At 69.7% G+C, this 15,212-nt stretch carries 15 protein-coding genes; 6 read left to right on the plus strand and 9 right to left on the minus strand.

Annotation, left to right across the window (positions count from 1 at the left end; genetic code table 11):
* Positions 1 to 94 precede the first annotated feature (94 nt).
* A complete protein-coding gene (gene leuE, locus QSK36_RS22700) occupies positions 95 to 814 on the plus strand; it encodes a leucine efflux protein LeuE (protein WP_285783808.1) in 720 nt (239 codons plus the stop codon).
* Between the two features lie 22 nt (positions 815 to 836).
* Here leuE and QSK36_RS22705 read toward each other — a convergent pair whose 3' ends face one another.
* On the minus strand, positions 837 to 1,682 hold the full coding sequence (locus QSK36_RS22705; protein ID WP_285783809.1) for an LLM class F420-dependent oxidoreductase: 846 nt from the start codon (positions 1,680 to 1,682) through the stop codon (positions 837 to 839).
* Positions 1,683 to 1,967: 285 nt separating this feature from the next.
* On the opposite strand from QSK36_RS22705, the gene QSK36_RS22710 reads away from it, so the two are divergent.
* Positions 1,968 to 2,609 (plus strand): VC0807 family protein, encoded by a 642-nt coding sequence (locus tag QSK36_RS22710; protein ID WP_183535560.1) that lies wholly within the window; start codon positions 1,968 to 1,970, stop codon positions 2,607 to 2,609.
* On the opposite strand, the gene QSK36_RS22715 is transcribed toward QSK36_RS22710, so the two are convergent.
* Positions 2,606 to 3,067 carry a nuclear transport factor 2 family protein gene (locus QSK36_RS22715; protein ID WP_161628191.1) on the minus strand — a complete coding sequence of 154 codons (462 nt, stop codon included), beginning with the start codon at positions 3,065 to 3,067 and terminating at the stop codon, positions 2,606 to 2,608. The genes QSK36_RS22710 and QSK36_RS22715 overlap by 4 nt on opposite strands.
* A gap of 44 nt (positions 3,068 to 3,111) precedes the next feature.
* Between QSK36_RS22715 and QSK36_RS22720 the strand changes: the two genes are divergently transcribed.
* From QSK36_RS22720 to QSK36_RS22730, 3 genes are all read left to right on the plus strand, one after another.
* Positions 3,112 to 3,837, plus strand: coding sequence for an SDR family oxidoreductase (locus QSK36_RS22720; protein WP_285783810.1), 726 nt, complete (start codon positions 3,112 to 3,114; stop codon positions 3,835 to 3,837).
* A 77-nt stretch (positions 3,838 to 3,914) separates the two neighbouring features.
* Positions 3,915 to 4,787: a phosphotriesterase family protein gene (locus QSK36_RS22725; RefSeq protein WP_183535558.1), complete on the plus strand. Its 873-nt coding sequence runs from the start codon at positions 3,915 to 3,917 to the stop codon at positions 4,785 to 4,787.
* A gap of 31 nt (positions 4,788 to 4,818) precedes the next feature.
* Positions 4,819 to 5,523 carry a GNAT family N-acetyltransferase gene (locus tag QSK36_RS22730; protein WP_285783811.1) on the plus strand — a complete coding sequence of 235 codons (705 nt, stop codon included), beginning with the start codon at positions 4,819 to 4,821 and terminating at the stop codon, positions 5,521 to 5,523.
* 37 nt (positions 5,524 to 5,560) lie between these two features.
* Here QSK36_RS22730 and QSK36_RS22735 read toward each other — a convergent pair whose 3' ends face one another.
* The 6 genes from QSK36_RS22735 to QSK36_RS22760 form a co-directional block, all read right to left on the minus strand.
* Positions 5,561 to 6,955, minus strand: a complete 1,395-nt coding sequence (locus tag QSK36_RS22735; RefSeq protein WP_183535556.1) for an NAD(P)/FAD-dependent oxidoreductase — start codon at positions 6,953 to 6,955, stop codon at positions 5,561 to 5,563.
* Positions 6,956 to 6,969: 14 nt separating this feature from the next.
* Positions 6,970 to 7,761: an ABC transporter permease gene (locus tag QSK36_RS22740; RefSeq protein ID WP_285783812.1), complete on the minus strand. Its 792-nt coding sequence runs from the start codon at positions 7,759 to 7,761 to the stop codon at positions 6,970 to 6,972.
* Positions 7,758 to 8,621 (minus strand): ABC transporter permease, encoded by an 864-nt coding sequence (locus QSK36_RS22745; RefSeq protein WP_285783813.1) that lies wholly within the window; start codon positions 8,619 to 8,621, stop codon positions 7,758 to 7,760. Before QSK36_RS22745 ends, QSK36_RS22740 begins: the two co-directional genes overlap by 4 nt.
* The gene (locus QSK36_RS22750) at positions 8,618 to 9,877 is read right to left on the minus strand and encodes a polyamine ABC transporter substrate-binding protein (protein WP_285783814.1); all 1,260 of its coding nucleotides are present in this window, start codon (positions 9,875 to 9,877) and stop codon (positions 8,618 to 8,620) included. Before QSK36_RS22750 ends, QSK36_RS22745 begins: the two co-directional genes overlap by 4 nt.
* A gap of 96 nt (positions 9,878 to 9,973) precedes the next feature.
* Entirely contained in the window at positions 9,974 to 11,122 is a 1,149-nt protein-coding gene (locus QSK36_RS22755; protein WP_285783815.1) for an ABC transporter ATP-binding protein, read from the minus strand.
* Between the two features lie 51 nt (positions 11,123 to 11,173).
* The gene (locus tag QSK36_RS22760) at positions 11,174 to 12,607 is read right to left on the minus strand and encodes a gamma-aminobutyraldehyde dehydrogenase (protein WP_183535549.1); all 1,434 of its coding nucleotides are present in this window, start codon (positions 12,605 to 12,607) and stop codon (positions 11,174 to 11,176) included.
* 222 nt (positions 12,608 to 12,829) lie between these two features.
* Between QSK36_RS22760 and QSK36_RS22765 the strand changes: the two genes are divergently transcribed.
* Positions 12,830 to 13,321 (plus strand): Lrp/AsnC family transcriptional regulator, encoded by a 492-nt coding sequence (locus QSK36_RS22765; RefSeq protein ID WP_139580184.1) that lies wholly within the window; start codon positions 12,830 to 12,832, stop codon positions 13,319 to 13,321.
* Between the two features lie 171 nt (positions 13,322 to 13,492).
* Here the strand turns inward: QSK36_RS22765 and QSK36_RS22770 are convergent, their stop codons facing one another.
* Complete coding sequence (locus tag QSK36_RS22770; protein ID WP_285783816.1) at positions 13,493 to 15,118, minus strand: ABC-F family ATP-binding cassette domain-containing protein; 1,626 nt, start codon at positions 15,116 to 15,118, stop codon at positions 13,493 to 13,495.
* Positions 15,119 to 15,212: the final 94 nt, after the last annotated feature.

The following is a 15,212-nucleotide window of genomic DNA, read 5'->3' on the forward strand; positions in this document are numbered from 1 at the left end:
CGTGTTCCCTACCAAGTCAATAGGAATCTACCGACTGTGACCGACGCCTGGATAGGGCTATAACAGGACATGCAGTTTCGTGACGGGAGCGGGCATGTTCTTCGGGATCACCAACATCTGGACCTACATCGCGGGATCGTTCCTGATCATCCTGCTGCCCGGGCCGAACTCGTTGTTCGTGCTGTCCACCGCCGCCCAGCGCGGCGTACGGCAGGGCTATCGGGCGGCGGCCGGGGTCTTCGCCGGCGACTCGGTCCTCATGTTCCTGTCGGCCGCGGGGGTCGCGTCGCTGCTGAAGTCCACGCCCGTCCTGTTCTCGATCGTGAAGTACTCGGGCGCGATCTATCTGGCGTGGATCGGCTTCGGCATGCTGCGCGGCGCCTGGCGCTCCCTGCGGGCCTCCCGGGGCGCGACTCCGGAACAGGTCACGGAGGCGACACAGGAGCAGGGTGCGAAGGCGACACAGGAACAGGTCGCGAAGGCGGCGCAGGAGGCCGTCCCGGCGCCGGTGGGCAACCCGTTCCGTAAGGCGTTCACGATCAGCCTGCTCAACCCCAAGGCCATCTTGTTCTTCGTGGCGTTCTTCGTGCAGTTCGTGGACCCGTCGTACGGCGCGCCCGCGCTGTCGTTCCTGATCCTGGCGCTGATCGTGCAGGTCTTCAGCGTGACCTACCTGACCACGCTCATCTTCGGCGGCACGTTCCTCGCGGCCCACTTCCGGCGCCGCCGCAAGCTGGCCGCCGGGCTCACCACGGGGGTCGGCGCGCTCTTCCTCGGCTTCGGCGCCAAGCTGGCCACCGCGACACTGAGCTGACGCCCCTCCCCGCCGGCCGTGCTCATTCTCCGTGCAGGTCGGCGAGGGCGTTCTCGAAGGCGTCCATCGCCCGCTGGATCCAGTCGTATCCGGCCGACGGCAGCCAGGCCATGACCCGGGCGACCCCGGCCTTCTCGCACTGCTCAAGCGCGTCGGGGTCGGCCGGCGCGGACAGCATCACGACCCTGACGTCCCTGCCCTCCTCCTCCGCCCGCCGGAACAGCTCGGGGACGCGCTCCAGGATCCCGGGGCCGTAGTTGGGCAGCCACGCGTCCCCGTAGGCGAGCACGCGGTCGAAGACGCGCGGCCCGACACCGCCCACCAGGATCGGCGGGTAGGGCTTCTGTGCCGGCTTGGGCCACGACCAGACCGGGTCGAAGGATACGAAGTCGCCGTGGAACTCGGCCTCGTCACGGGTCCAGATCTCCTGCATCGCCCGCACCCGTTCCCGCATGACGGCGAAGCGGCGGGCCGGGTCGACGCCGTGGTGGCGCAGCTCCTCGCGGTTCCATCCGGCGCCGACGCCGAACTCGAACCGCCCGCCGGTCAGGTTGTCCACGCTCGCCACCGTCTTCGCCAGGCCGAGGGGCTCATGCTCCGGTACGAGGCAGATGCCGGTGCCCACGCGCAGCCGGGTCGTCGCCGCGCCCGCCGCCATCGAGGCGACGAACGGGTCGTAGGTGTGCCAGTAGCGCCGGGGCAGTGCGCCGCCCCATTCGTCCTTCGGCGTCTGACCGCCGGGCGGCACCGGGATGTGCGTGTGCTCGGTGAACAGCAGCGCCGCATGGCCGCGCTGCTCGACGAGCCGGGCCAAGGCATCAGGACGAACCGCATCATCCGTTGCGAAGTAGCCGAAACCTGAGTCCATGCCGTCAACGTAACCCGCGTCCACCGCCCTCCGGGGAAAGCGCCCAGCGACCCCCGGTAAAGCGCTGATCAGGGGTTTTCCATCCACCAGGACGCCCGCGAGAGGTATGCCGTACCGTTATGAAGCGCGGGGGCGGTTCGCGCATTCGGCCCCCGCAGGCCTGACGGTCAGGTACGGTAAGCCACCGACGAGGCCGCCCAACCCGGGCGTTTCCATCCGCTATGTCCGGGTAGGCGCGTTGCCCAACTACAGCGTCGGTCCCCCCGCCGGCCCGTTGGAGTCACCATGAACCACACGTCCTTCGCATTGCCACGGCTCACCGCGCTGATCAAGCAGGCGGTGCCCCGGCTCCTCGAAGGCGTGGTGGCTCCCCTCGTGGTCTTCTACACGGCCCTCGCGGTGCTCGGCCTGCGCGGCGCGCTGATGGCCGCGGTGTCCTGGGTCTACCTGGGCGTCCTGTGGCGGATCATCCGGCGTCAGCCCGTGCCGGGGACGATGATCATGGCGACGATCGCGATCACCTTCCGCACCGTGATCGGCCTGTGGACCGGCAGCCCCGTCCTCTACTTCATCCAGCCGGAGCTCGGCACGATCTGCATCAGCATGGTGCTCCTGGCGTCGGTGCGGATGCGCCGCCCGCTGGTCCAGCGGCTCACACTCGACTACATCCACCTGCCGTCGTTCGTGCTGCGGCACGAGCGCGTCCGCACCTTCTTCGCCCGGATCACCCTGCTGTGGGCGTTCGTGCTCCTGGTCAACTCGGCCATGAGCATCTGGCTGCTGCTGCACGAGTCGATCGGCGACTACCTGATCATCCGCACCGCCGCCGTCGCCGCCGTCACCGGCCTGGCCTTCGTGGCGTCCATCTGGGCGTTCCGCCGGGTCCTGCGGCGGCTGCACACCGAGGCCCCGGCGATCACCCGTTAGCCCTCCAGCCTGTGCGTGCGCACCGCCTCGTCGCCGCGGCTGTGCCAGGCGTGGAACGCCAGCGCCGTGACCTTCCATCCCTCGGCCTGCCGTACGAGCCCGAGCCGGTAGACGCCCCACACCTCGAACATGCCGCCGCCCAGCGCGGCGTCGAGCAGGTTGTAGGAGTACCCCTTGGTGGTCACGTGCGCCTCGGCGCCGTCCACCGTCACGGCGAAGTTGCTCACGCTGTGGAAGCTCTGCTTGCGGGCGTGCAGGCCGGTGCGCCACCCGTCCACGAGGGCCTCGGCGCTCACCCGGGCGGGCTCCCCGCCGTTGAGACTCGTGAAGTCGGCGTCCACCTCGTCGTCGAACAGCTCCAGGCACACCGGCCAGTTCTTGGCGTCCACGGTGTCGAAGACGGCCGTGACGACGTCCACGATCTCGGCCCGGTCCACCAGTGCGGCGATCTCATCCATGGGCACCATCCTGCCCTACGTGATCTGTGATAGGGACGGTTCCCATGGGTACCGCACTGGTCACGGGCGCCTCACGAGGTCTGGGCGCCGTCATCGCCGAACGGCTCGCCGCGGATGGCTGGCACGTCGCCGTCAACTACGCCAACGACACGGCCGGGGCCTCCGCCGTCGCCGGCCGCATCACCGCCGCCGGCGGCTCGGCCCGCCTGGCCCGGTTCGACGTCACCGACGAGGAGTCCGTACGGGAGGGCGTGGCCGCGATCGGGCAGGTCGACGTGGTCGTCAACAACGCCACCGGCCCCCAGCCGCTGATGCCGGTGGAGAAGCAGACCTGGGAGGACCATCTCGGCCAGCTCCGCTTCTTCGTCAAGGCCCCGCTGCTGATCCTTCAGGCCGTGCTGCCCGGCATGCGCGAGGCCGGTTCCGGCCGGATCGTCAACGTGGGCAGTGAGGTCGCCGACCTCGGCAACCCGGAGTTCGGGCACTACGTCGCCGCCAAGGCCGCGATGCACGGGCTCACCCGGTCGTGGGCCCGGGAGCTGGGACCGTACGGGATCACGGTGAACACCGTCGAGCCGGGCTGGATCCCGGTGGAACGGCACGCGGACGTCCCCCCGGAGGACTACACCGGCTACCTGCGCGACGTCCCGCTGGGGCACATGGGCGTGCCGGCGGACGTGGCCGAGACGGTGGCGTTCCTCGCCTCCCCCGGTGCCCGGTTCGTCACCGGCCAGCGGCTCGCCGTCAACGGCGGCAAGACGATGAGCTGACCCCGCCTACGCCGCTTAACGTAAAGAATCATGTGATTCACGAGCGGTTTCGGCAAAAAATCGGTTAATGTCCGTTCATGTCCGGCGCGTATTTTCCCCGAATCCAGACCGTCACGGGCGCCGTCCCCGTCTCCGAGATCGACGGGCCGGTGCTGCCGTACGAGCACCTGCGCACCGACACCCGCTGGGGGATCGGCGTGGACTCCGATCCCCATCGGTGGCTGGACGAGGAGCGATACGTGCTGGCCGAGGTCAAGCACCTCGGCAGGGAACAGGCGCTGGGCCTCGTCGTGGAGCACAGCTGCATCGGGATGGCGCGCGACCCCGCGGCGCTCGCCCGGATCTCGATGGCCGCGCGGGTCCCGATCGTGGCCGCCACCGGGTTCGCCGCGCAGCCGTTCACGGGTGAGACCATCACCCGGTTCAGCGTGGAGGACCTGACCGCCGACCTGCTGCACGAGATCGGCGCCGGACTCGACGGGACGGGCGCGCGGCCGGGCGTCATCGTCGCCGCCTCGTGGGACGAGACGCCCACTCCCGCCGAGGAACGGGCCGTCACCGCCGCCGCCCGCGCCTCGCTGCGCACCGACCTCCCGGTGGCGACGGGCGGCCTGGAGCTGCTGGAACTCCTGCTCTCGCAGAACGTCCCCGCCCGGCGTCTCAGCGCCCGCGCCGGCGACCCGCTGGTCCAGCGCAAGATCGCCGAGACCGGAGCGTACGTGAGCGTGGACGACGCCGAGGACGTCCTCACCCTGCTCGACTCCGGGCACGCCGAGCGCGTCCTGCTCAGCAGCGGCGTACGGCTGCGGGAGCACCTGTCCGGCTACGGCGGGCAGGGCTACGGCCGGCTGTTCTCCGCCGTCCTCCCGGCCCTGCGGGAGGCCGGCGTGGACGGCGACACCCTGCGTCTCATCACCCACGAGAACCCGCTCCGCTGGCTCACCGCCTGACGCGTCCGCGGGGATGGCACGATGTACGGCTGTGGTGACGATCGCCGACTGCCGACGCGTCCAGACCGGCTGGTTCCTGCTCCAGGCCCGGGCCCTGGGCGGCGAGGTGTGGACGGACGGCCCGCTGACCTGGATCGACGGGCCGGACGGCCAGAACCTCATGTTCCCGGGGGAGATGACGACCGCGGCCGTCGTCCGCGGCGTCGAGCGGGCCCGTGACCGGGGACGGCCCATCGTGGGCGCCTGGCTCGATCCGGCCGTCGACCCGGCGCCACTAGCGGAGGCGGGCTTCGAGCGCGGGTGGGCGCCCTGGTGGATGACGGCCGACTTGTCCCGGCCGATCGGCCGCCCTGATCCCGGGATCGAGCTGCAGGAGGACACCGCCGACTACCAGGAGACGGATCCCGCCTACCGCGAGCTGCTGGCGCTGACCCGGCTGCGGCCGGCCCGCGCCTGGTACGCCGCCGCCTACACCCGCTCCCGCCGGTTCGCGGGCCGGGCCTGGTCGTTCCTCGACGGCGACCTGGCCGGGATCTTCGACATGGAGGTCTGGCAGCCCTTCCGGCGGCGCGGGTTCGGCACCGGCCTGCTGCACGCGGTGTGCGAGGCCGCCCGCGCGGCCGGGGCGCGGCACGCCGTGCTGAACGCGACCCCCGAGGGCGAGCGGCTCTACAGCGCGTGTGGCTTCACCCGCGTCGGCGACGACATCACCTGGTGGCTCCACCTGAGCGACTAGATCGGACGTCGCATCTCGGGAGCCCGGCCGGCTACAGCTAGGAGTCGAAGCCGACGCCGAAGGCGTCGAGGGTGCGCAGCCAGGCGTTGCGGCGGCCCTCGTGCTCGTCGGCCCGGGCGATGGCCCAGCGGGTGAGCTGGATGACGCCCGACCGCACCGGCTCCGGTGGGAAGGGCATGGGCTTCTGCCGCACCATGCGCAGGTCCGTACGCTCGGTCACCCGGCCCTGCAGCAGGTCGAGCATCACGTTGGCCCCGAACCGGGTGGCGCCCACGCCGAGGCCGGTGTATCCGGCGGCGTAGGCGAGGCGTGAGCCGTACGCGGTGCCGAAGAAGGCGCTGAACCGGCTGCAGGTGTCGATGACCCCGCCCCATTTGTGTGTGAAGCGCAGGCCGTGGAGCTGAGGGAACGTCTCGAAGAAGTGCGTGGCGAGCTTCTCGAAGGTGGCGTCGCGCTGGTCGTACTCCGGCTTGACCAGGCCGCCGTTGTGATAGACGGCGTCGTAGCCGCCCCACAGGATCCGGTTGTCGTCGGTCAGCCGGTAGTAGTGGAACTGGTTGGCCGAGTCGCCGATGCCCTGGCGGCTCAGCCAGCCGACCTCCGCCAGCAGGTGGTCCGGCACCGGCTCGGTCATCAGCACGTAGTCGTACACCGGCACGAGGAAGTGCCTGAGCCTGCGCAGCAGCGGAGGGAAGGCGCCGGTGCCGAGCGCCACCCGCCCGGCCCTGACCCGCCCCTTCGGCGCCTCCAGTTCGAGCGCGACGCCGTCGTCGTGCAGGGAGCGCACCGGCGTGTGCTCGAAGACGCGCACGCCGAGCCGCACGCAGACGTCGCGCAGCCCCCACGCCAGCCGCGCCGGGTCGACCATCGCGACGCCCTGCCGGTCCCACACGCCGCCGAGGTAGGTCGGGGAGTCCACCTCGGCCCGCACCTGCTCGCGGTCGAGCCGCTCCAGCCGCAGGCCGAGCGAGGCCGCCCCGCTCACCTCCTCGTCGAGCCCGGCGAGCTGCCACTCCTCGGTGGCCACCCGCAGCTCGCCGGTCCGCTCGAAGGAGCAGTCGACGCCATACCGGGCGAGGGTCGCCTCAATCTCGTCGAGGTTCTCCCGGCCGAGCCGTTCCAGCGTCGCGATCTCCGCGGGCCAGCGGTCCTGCCCGTTGCCGAGCCCGTGGGTCAGGCTCGCGGCACAGAACCCGCCGTTGCGGCCGGAGGCGGCCCACCCGATCGCGCGGCCCTCCAGGAGGACCACGTCGAGCGAGGGGTCGCGCTCCTTGGCCATCAGTGCGGTCCACAGGCCGGTGAAGCCGCCGCCGACCACCGCCAGATCCGCCGTGACGTCACCCGTCAGCGGGGGCAGCGGCTCGGGCGCGATCGGCCGGTCCAGCCAGTACGGCTTGCGCTCCGCGTCGGCGAGCGCCTTCGACGGAACCACGGATTCCACTTCCCTTACGCGTTGGCGCGGCGGCGGGCCACCAGGGCGTTGGCCACGGCGATCAGCACCCCGGCCGCGAAGATCAGCGTGCCCATGACGTTCACCTGCGGCGGGACGCCCACGCGGGTGGCGCCCCAGATCCACAGCGGGAACGTCACCGTGCCGCCGGAGTTGAAGTTGGTGATGACGAAGTCGTCGATCGACAGCGCGAAGGCCAGCATCGAGCCCGCCAGCACGCCAGGAAAGATCATCGGCAGCGTGACCAGGCGGAACGTCGACCACGGGCTCGCGCCGAGGTCGCGGGCGGCCTCCTCGAGCGAGGAGTCGAGCGTCATCACCCGGGCCCGCACGGTCACGGCCACGAACGAGATCGAGAACATGACGTGCGAGATCACGATCGTCCAGAACCCGAGCGGCACGGCGAGCGTGACGAACAGCGACAGCAGCGACGCGCCCATCACGATCTCGGCGCAGGAGATCGCCGCGAACATCACCAGGTTCATCGCCCCGGCCCCGCGGAAGCGGTAGCGGCCGAGCGCCAGCCCGATCAGCGACCCGAGCACCCCGGCGACCAGCATCGTCAGCACGGCGATGACCAGCGAGTTCACCAGCGCCCTGGTGAGGTCGTCGATCTCGAACAGCTTGCCGTACCACTTGAGCGTGAAGCCCTGCCAGGTCGTGTTGAACCGGCCGTGGGTGTCGTTGAAGCCGAACAGGATCATGACGGCGATCGGCAGCACGAGCCACGCGATCACGAGCCAGGTGTAGATCTGCAGGCCGCGGCCCCGCAGCAGGCCACCCTTCATCGGGCCGCCACCTCCAGCACGTCCTCGGTGCCGAGCGCCTTGGCGTACGCGAAGATGCCCACCAGCAGCAGGGCCATCAGCGTGAACGACAGCGCCGAGGCGGTCGGGTAGTCCTGGTTGATCAGGAACTGGTTCTGGATGACGTTGCCGATCATCGTGTTGCTGGTGCCGCCGAGCACGGACGCGTTGACGTAGTCGGACGTGGCCGGGACGAACGTCATCAGCACGCCGGCGAACACCCCCGGCAGCGACAGCGGCAGCACGACGCGCAGGAAGGTCTGCAGCTTGCTCGCGTACAGGTCCTGCGCGGCCTCCAGGACGCGCGGGTCGATCCGCTCCAGCGCCACGTACATCGGCAGGATCATGAACGGCAGGAAGTTGTACGCCAGGCCGCCGATCACCGCCGCGCTCGTGGCCAGGATGTGGAAGTCCTGCGGCACCAGGCCGATCGACTTGAGCGGTCCGAGCAGCATGCCGTTGTCGGACAGGAAGAACTGCCAGGAGATGGTGCGCAGCACGAACGACACCAGGAAGGGCAGCAGCAGCAGGAACAGGTAGACCGACTTGCGGGTGCCGCCCTTGAAGGCGATCCAGTACGCCACGGGGAACCCGATGACGATCTGGATCAGCGTCGAGAACAGGCCGTACACCAGGGACCGGACGATCTGGTCGTGGTAGGTGCTGATCCCGTCGACGTAGCTGTGCCAGTTGAACGTGAACGCGTAGCCGTTGACCACGTCGCCCGACTGCAGCGACAGCGACAGCATGACGACCGTCGGGATGACGAAGAAGATCGCCAGCCAGAGCGTGCCGGGGAAGAGCAGCAGGTACGGCGTCAGCGAAGCCCTGAGCCTGCTCATGCCGTCGTGATCGCCTGGAAGATGGACTCGAACTTCTTCTGCTCCTGCGGCGTCTTGAAGTTCTTGTAGCTCCGGAGCTTGGCGTAGTCCTCGGCACTGGGGAACACCAGCGGGCTGGTCGACACCTGCTCCAGGAGCTTCTTGTCGGCACCCGTGGCCTTGGTGGCGTCGGCGGCGATGACGTCCTTGGCAGCCGGGACCGGGGTGACGTAGTTGATGTACTCCGCGAGGTGCCCCGCCACGTTCACGTCGTAGAAGAAGTCCATCAGCATGATCGCGTCGACCGGGTTCGTCGCGGTCTTCGGGATCATCATGTTGTCCGTCCAGATGGTCGCGCCCTCCTGCGGGATCACGAACTTGAGGTCCGTGCCGTCGGAGACGTTCTTCTGGAAGACGTCGCCCGACCACGCCATCGTGAGCCAGATGTCGCCCTTGGCCAGCGGGTCGATGTACGCCTGGTCGTAGTACTTGCGCACGATGCCGGCGTCGCGCTGCTCCTGGAGCTTGGCCGCGGCCTTCTGCCAGTCCGCCTCGGTCGAGGTGTCCGGGTCGATGCCGAGCGCGAACAGGCCGAAGTTGGCGATCTCCTGGGAGTCGGACATCATGCCGACCTTGCCCTTGTACTTGGGGTTCCAGAGGTCGGCCATGCTGGTCGGCGGGGTGTCGACGTACTTGGGGTTGTAGGCGATGCCGGTCATGCCGGAGGCCCACGGGATGCTGTAGACGTTGCCGGGGTCGAACGACTCGTTCTTGTACCGCTCCCCCGCGTTGGCCGTGAAGTTCGGCAGCTTGGCGTGGTCGAGCGGAACGAGGTAGCCGAGCTGGACGAGCTGGGTGAAGTGCAGGCCGTTGGTGACGACCATCAGGTCGTAGTCGATCGACTGCCCGGCCGCGAGCTGCGGCTGGATCTTGGCGAACCAACTCGGGTTGTCCTGGATGACCTCCTTGTAGGTCACCGTGATCCCGGTCTGCTGGGTGAACTGCTTGAGCTCGGGCTGCTTGGGATCCATGTAGAGCGGCCAGTTGGCGAAGTCCACGTGGCCGTTCTTGGTCTTGCCCGACCAGTACTTCTCCACCTCGGACTGGGCCTGGGCGGAGGAGGACGGCCTGGCCGCGCCCTTGCCCTGCACGCCGCAGGCCGCGAGGGCGAGCCCGGCGGCCGACAGGCCCGCGAGCCGGAAGGCGTCGCGCCTGCCGAGCCGGCGCTGGGTCATGCCGCGGAGGAGGGCGGGGTCCTGCCTGTATGGGTCGTTCATGGGGTTCGTGCTCCGGGTTCGCTGTACCGGGTTCGCTGTACCGGGATTCGGGGATTCGTCGCGGGGTTCGACGGGGGAAGGAAGTCGACGCGGGGTTTACCGCAGCGCGTAGGAGTGCCAGGGCTGCCAGGAGAGCCAGACCGTGTCGCCTCGCTCGGCCGTGATCGTGCTGTCGTGTGCGTTCTGCTCGAAGACCGTGATCTCGGCGCCGTCGCCGAGCACCACGACGTAGCTGTTGTAAGTGCCGAGGTAGACGACCTCGGCGACCGTCCCCCGCACCACGCTGAGGTCGCCTTCCGGCTGATCCTTCGCGATCTTGATCTTCTCGGGCCGGACCGTGAGGTCGACCGTGGCGCCGGCCGCGAGCGCGCCGTCGGCGGGGACGAGGATCCGGTCGCTCGCGCCGAGCGCGAGCACGGCAGTGTCGCCGGTGACCTGCTGGACGGTCCCGCTCAGCAGGTTGGAGGTGCCGATGAAACCGGCCACGAACTTGCTGGCGGGCCGCTCGTAGATCTCGCGGGGGTCCGCGAGCTGCTCCACGAGGCCGTCGTTCATGACCGCGATGCGGTCGCTCATCGTCAGCGCCTCGCTCTGGTCGTGCGTCACGTAGACGAACGTGAGGCCGACCTCGCGCTGGATGCGCTTGAGCTCGATCTGCATGGCCTGGCGGAGCTTGAGGTCGAGCGCGCCGAGCGGCTCGTCGAGCAGGAGCGCGCGGGGCCGGTTGACCAGGGCGCGGGCGAGCGCGACGCGCTGCTGCTGGCCTCCCGACATCTCCTTCGGCCGGCGCTTCTCGCGGCCGACCAGGTCCACGACCTCCAGGATCTCGCCGACGCGGCGCTTGATCTCCGCGTCGGGGACCTTCTTGCGCTTGAGCCCGAACGCGACGTTGTCCCAGACGTTCATGTGCGGGAACAGCGCGTAGGACTGGAACACCATGTTGATGTCACGCTTGTTCGGCGGGACGTTCGTGACGTCCTCCCCGTGGAGCCTGACGACCCCCTGTGTGGGGTCCTCGAACCCGGCGATCATTCGCATGCTGGTGGTCTTGCCGCAGCCTGAGGGGCCGAGGAGGGAGAAGAACTCTCCCTCCGCGATAGCCAGGCTCACGCCCTTGACCGCCTGTACGACCTCGCCGTGCGAGACGTACTCCTTGACCACATTGTCGAGTTCGATGGCGGGCACGTCTCCTGATACGGGGGCAGCCGCGACGGCTGCCCCCGGGCCCGCCTGGATCTCTGTCATTCCAGGCTTATCCCTCTTTTTCGATAGGTGTCCGGCCGCAGTCGGACGTACCTATTCGCCGATGTAGTGCATGACGTGCTTGACGCGGGTGTAGTCGTGCAGGCCGAAGACGGACAGGTCCTTGCCGTAGCCCGAGTGCTTGAAGCCGCCGTGCGGCATCTCGGACACGAACGGGATGTGGGTGTTGACCCAGACGATGCCGAAGTCGAGCCGCTTGGACATCCGCATCGCGCGGCCGTGGTCGGAGGTCCACACCGAGCCGGACAGGCCGTAGCGGACGCCGTTGGCCTTGGCCAGCGCGTCGGCCTCGTCGGTGAACGTCTGGACGGTCATGACGGGCCCGAAGATCTCGTCCTGGACCATCTCGTCGTCCTGCTTCAGCCCGTCCACGACGGTCGGGGCGAAGAAGAAGCCCTTGTCGCCGACGCGGGCGCCGCCGGTGAGGACCTTCGCGTGCTCGGGGACCCGCTCGAAGAAGCCCTCGACCCGGGCGAGCTGGTTGGCGTTGTTCAGCGGCCCGAAGTAGGCGTCCTCCTCGTCGTGGCCGCCCAGCTTGGTGGCGGCGGCGGCCTCGGCCAGCGCCGCGGCGAACTCGTCGTGGATGCTCTCCTGCACGAGCACGCGGCAGGCGGCGGTGCAGTCCTGGCCGGCGTTGTAGAGGCCCGCCCCGGCGATCGCCTCGGCGACGGCCTTGATGTCCTTGACGTCCTCGAAGATCACGACCGGGGCCTTGCCGCCCAGCTCCAGGTGGACGCGCTTGAGGTCGTCGGCGGCGGTCCTGGCGACCGACATGCCCGCGCCGACCGAGCCGGTGATCGCGACCATGCTCGCGGCCGGGTGGCCGACGACCAGTGAGCCGGTCTCCCGGTCGCCGGTCACGACGTTGAAGACGCCGGCCGGCAGGACGTCACCGAGGATCTCGGCCAGCTTCAGCGTGGAGACCGGGGTGGTGTCGGACGGCTTGAGCACGATCGTGTTGCCGGCCGCGAGAGCGGGGGCGATCTTCCACACCGCCATCATCATCGGGTAGTTCCACGGCGTGACCTGGCCGATGACGCCGATCGGCTCGTGCCGGATCATCGAGGTGTGGTCGGCGAGGAACTCGCCTGCGGTGGGGCCCTCCAGGGTGCGGGCCGCACCGGCGAAGAACCGGAAGTGGTCGGCGGCGACCGGGGTCTCGTCCTCGGCCATGCGGGCGCGGGGCTTGCCGGTGTTACGGCACTCGGCCTCGTTGATCTCGTCAGCGCGGGCCTCGATCGCGTCGGCGACCTTCAGCAGCAGCGTCGCGCGCTCGCCCGGCGTCGTCTGGCCCCACGTCTCGAAGGCGGCCGTCGCGGCGGCGTACGCGGCGTCGACGTCCTCCTGACCCGACACCGGTGCCTGGGCGTAGACCTCCCCCGTCGTAGGGTCTACGACGTCGGAGAAACGGCCGCTCGCGGCGTCGACGAACTTCCCGTTCACGAAGTTCTGAAGACGGGTGGTCACCGTTGACCTCCTGGTGGTGGCTGAGTTGTCGCGACTCTGGCAGAGGAAAGAGCCTACGACAAGGGATTTCGTCGCTAAGATACCAAATTGCTACGGAATCGCTTGACGAGAGCGATGGAGCTGACAACATGTCAGACCACAAGCGCAACATGTCAAACACGATGCTGTAACACCAGGTCGCTACGGCGATCGAAGCCCGCCAAGAGAGGACACCCCCCGAGGATGACGACTCCGCCTAAGGCTCGCGCGGCTGCCGCGAAGGGTGGGCCGGTGGTGCTCGACGAGATCTCCAAGCAGATCATCGAGCAGCTTCAGATGGACGGGCGAAAGCCGTACGCCGCCATCGGTAAGGCGGTGGGGCTGTCGGAGGCCGCGGTGCGTCAGCGCGTGCAGCGCCTTCTCGACCTCGGCGTCATGCAGATCGTCGCCGTCACCGACCCGCTCACCCTGGGCTTCCCCCGCCAGGCCATGATCGGCATCAAGTGCGAGGGCGACCTGGAGCGGGTCGCCGACGAACTGTCGCAGATCCCCGAGATCGACTACGTGGTGCTCACGGCCGGCTCGGTCGACATCATGGTCGAGGTGGTCTGCGAGGGCGACACCCATCTGCTCGAGATCCTGGGGAAGATCCGGGCGATCTCCAGCGTGCGCGCGACCGAGACGTTCGTCTACCTCAAGCTGCACAAGCAGACCTACTCCTGGGGCACCCACTGACCTCCTGAGGCACCCTCTGACGGAGGCTCCGGCGCCGGCCTTTCCGCGGCCGGAGCGTGTGCCGCCTGAGGAAGCCGGATGCGGCGGCGGCCGGGGGCGGCGGTGAGGGTGACGCCGTCGAGCACCCGCCGACCGCCCGGCGTGCGAACGAGGTCGCGGGCGAGCAGCGCGTCACTCACCGGCGGGTCCCCCGGTCTCCAGCAGACGGCCCCCGGACAACTCCAGCCACCGGTCCACCCCGACCTCCGAGAGGAACCGCTCGTCGTGGCTGACCACCACGAACGCCCCCTCGTACGCGCCGAGCGCGCTCTCCAACTGCCCCACGCTGACCAGGTCGAGGTTGTTGGTGGGCTCGTCGAGCAGCAGGAGCTGGGGCGCCGGTTCGGCGCACAAGACGCAGGCCAGCGTGGCGCGCAGCCGTTCGCCGCCCGACAGCACGCCCACCGGCAGGTGCGCACGCGCGCCCCGGAACAGGAAGCGGGCGAGCAGGTTCATCCGCTCCGCCTCCGGCATGCCGGGGGCGAACGCGGCCAGGTTCTCCGCCACGGTGCGATCCACATCGAGCAGGTCGAGCCGCTGCGACAGGTAGGCGACCCGGCCGTCGGCCCGCCTGGTCGTGCCGGCGTCCGGCTCCAGTTCGCCGCCGATCAGGCGCAGCAGGGTGGACTTTCCCGCGCCGTTGGGGCCGGTCAGCGCGATGCGCTCGGGGCCGCGGATCGCCAGGTCGACGCCCGGCTCGGCGAACAGGCCACGGGCCTGCAGGCCCTCGCCGAGGAAGACCGTTCGCCCGGCGGGCACGTTGGTCCCCGGCAGCTCCAGCGCGATCTTCTGGTCGTCGCGCAGCGCCCGGCCGGCCTCGTCGAGCCTGGCCTTGGCGTCGCTGACGCGGGCGGCGTGCATCTGGCCCGCCCGCCCCGCCGACTCCTGGGCGCCCCGCTTCATGTTCCCGGCGAAGATCCGCGCCAGCCCGGCGTTCTTGAGATTGCGGGCGGCGTTGCCCGCGCGGCGCTCGGCCCGCTCGCGAGCCTGCTGCATCTCCCGCTTCTCGCGCTTGAGCTCCTGCTCGGCGCTGCGCACGGTCCGCTCGGCGGCCTCCTGCTCACCGCGTACGGCCGCCTCGTACGCGGTGAAACCGCCGCCGTAGAAGCGGACCTCCCCCCGATCGAGTTCGGCGATGCGGTCCATGCGGTCGAGCAGGGCCCGATCGTGGCTGACCACCAGCAGGCAGCCGTTCCAGTCGCCGAGCACGTCGTAGAGCCTGCGGCGCGCGCCGAGGTCGAGGTTGTTCGTCGGCTCGTCCAGCAGCAGGACGTCGGGCCGCTTGAGGAGCTGGGCGGCCAGGCCGAGCGAGACGACCTGGCCGCCGCTCAGCGTACGCAGGGTGCGGCCGAACGCGAGGTCGCCGAGCCCGAGCCGGTCGAGCTGGGCACGGGTGCGTTCCTCGATGTCCCAGTCGTTGCCGATCGTGGCGAAGTGCTCCTCGGCGGCGTCGCCCGCCTCGATGGCGTCGAGCGCGGCGATCACCGGGGCGATCCCGAGGACCTCGGCCACGGTCAGGTCGCCGGTGAGAGGCAGGCTCTGCGGCAGGTAGCCGAGCACGCCGCTGACGGACACGCTCCCGCCGCGGGGCCGGTACTCGCCGGCGATCAGCTTGAGCAGCGTGCTCTTGCCCGCACCGTTCGGAGCGACAAGGCCCGTGCGGCCACCGCCCACGGTGAAGGACAGGTCACTGAAGACGGGCGTGTCGTCAGGCCAGGAGAAGGACAGGCTGGAACAGATGATGAGCGCATCGGACATGCGAGAGACCTCGTACGTGATCCGGGCGTGCCGGAGCCGCCCGGGCAAGGGGACAGGGATGGGGGAACGACGACGAGGGCCACATCGGCGGCGG

The sequence above is a fragment of the Microbispora sp. NBRC 16548 genome, assembly GCF_030268985.1.
GTDB classification, from domain to species: Bacteria; Actinomycetota; Actinomycetes; order Streptosporangiales; family Streptosporangiaceae; genus Microbispora; species Microbispora catharanthi.

Bases quoted from the DNA above. Each gene is read 5' to 3' on its own strand.
- leuE (WP_285783808.1), top strand. From the start codon at position 95: ATGTTCTTCGGGATCACCAACATCTGGACCTACATCGCGGGATCGTTC.
- QSK36_RS22705 (WP_285783809.1), bottom strand. From the start codon at position 1,682: ATGGACTCAGGTTTCGGCTACTTCGCAACGGATGATGCGGTTCGTCCT.
- QSK36_RS22710 (WP_183535560.1), top strand. From the start codon at position 1,968: ATGAACCACACGTCCTTCGCATTGCCACGGCTCACCGCGCTGATCAAG.
- QSK36_RS22715 (WP_161628191.1), bottom strand. From the start codon at position 3,067: ATGGATGAGATCGCCGCACTGGTGGACCGGGCCGAGATCGTGGACGTC.
- QSK36_RS22720 (WP_285783810.1), top strand. From the start codon at position 3,112: ATGGGTACCGCACTGGTCACGGGCGCCTCACGAGGTCTGGGCGCCGTC.
- QSK36_RS22725 (WP_183535558.1), top strand. From the start codon at position 3,915: ATGTCCGGCGCGTATTTTCCCCGAATCCAGACCGTCACGGGCGCCGTC.
- QSK36_RS22740 (WP_285783812.1), bottom strand. From the start codon at position 7,761: ATGAAGGGTGGCCTGCTGCGGGGCCGCGGCCTGCAGATCTACACCTGG.
- QSK36_RS22745 (WP_285783813.1), bottom strand. From the start codon at position 8,621: ATGAGCAGGCTCAGGGCTTCGCTGACGCCGTACCTGCTGCTCTTCCCC.
- QSK36_RS22750 (WP_285783814.1), bottom strand. From the start codon at position 9,877: ATGAACGACCCATACAGGCAGGACCCCGCCCTCCTCCGCGGCATGACC.
- QSK36_RS22755 (WP_285783815.1), bottom strand. From the start codon at position 11,122: ATGACAGAGATCCAGGCGGGCCCGGGGGCAGCCGTCGCGGCTGCCCCC.
- QSK36_RS22765 (WP_139580184.1), top strand. From the start codon at position 12,830: ATGACGACTCCGCCTAAGGCTCGCGCGGCTGCCGCGAAGGGTGGGCCG.
- QSK36_RS22770 (WP_285783816.1), bottom strand. From the start codon at position 15,118: ATGTCCGATGCGCTCATCATCTGTTCCAGCCTGTCCTTCTCCTGGCCT.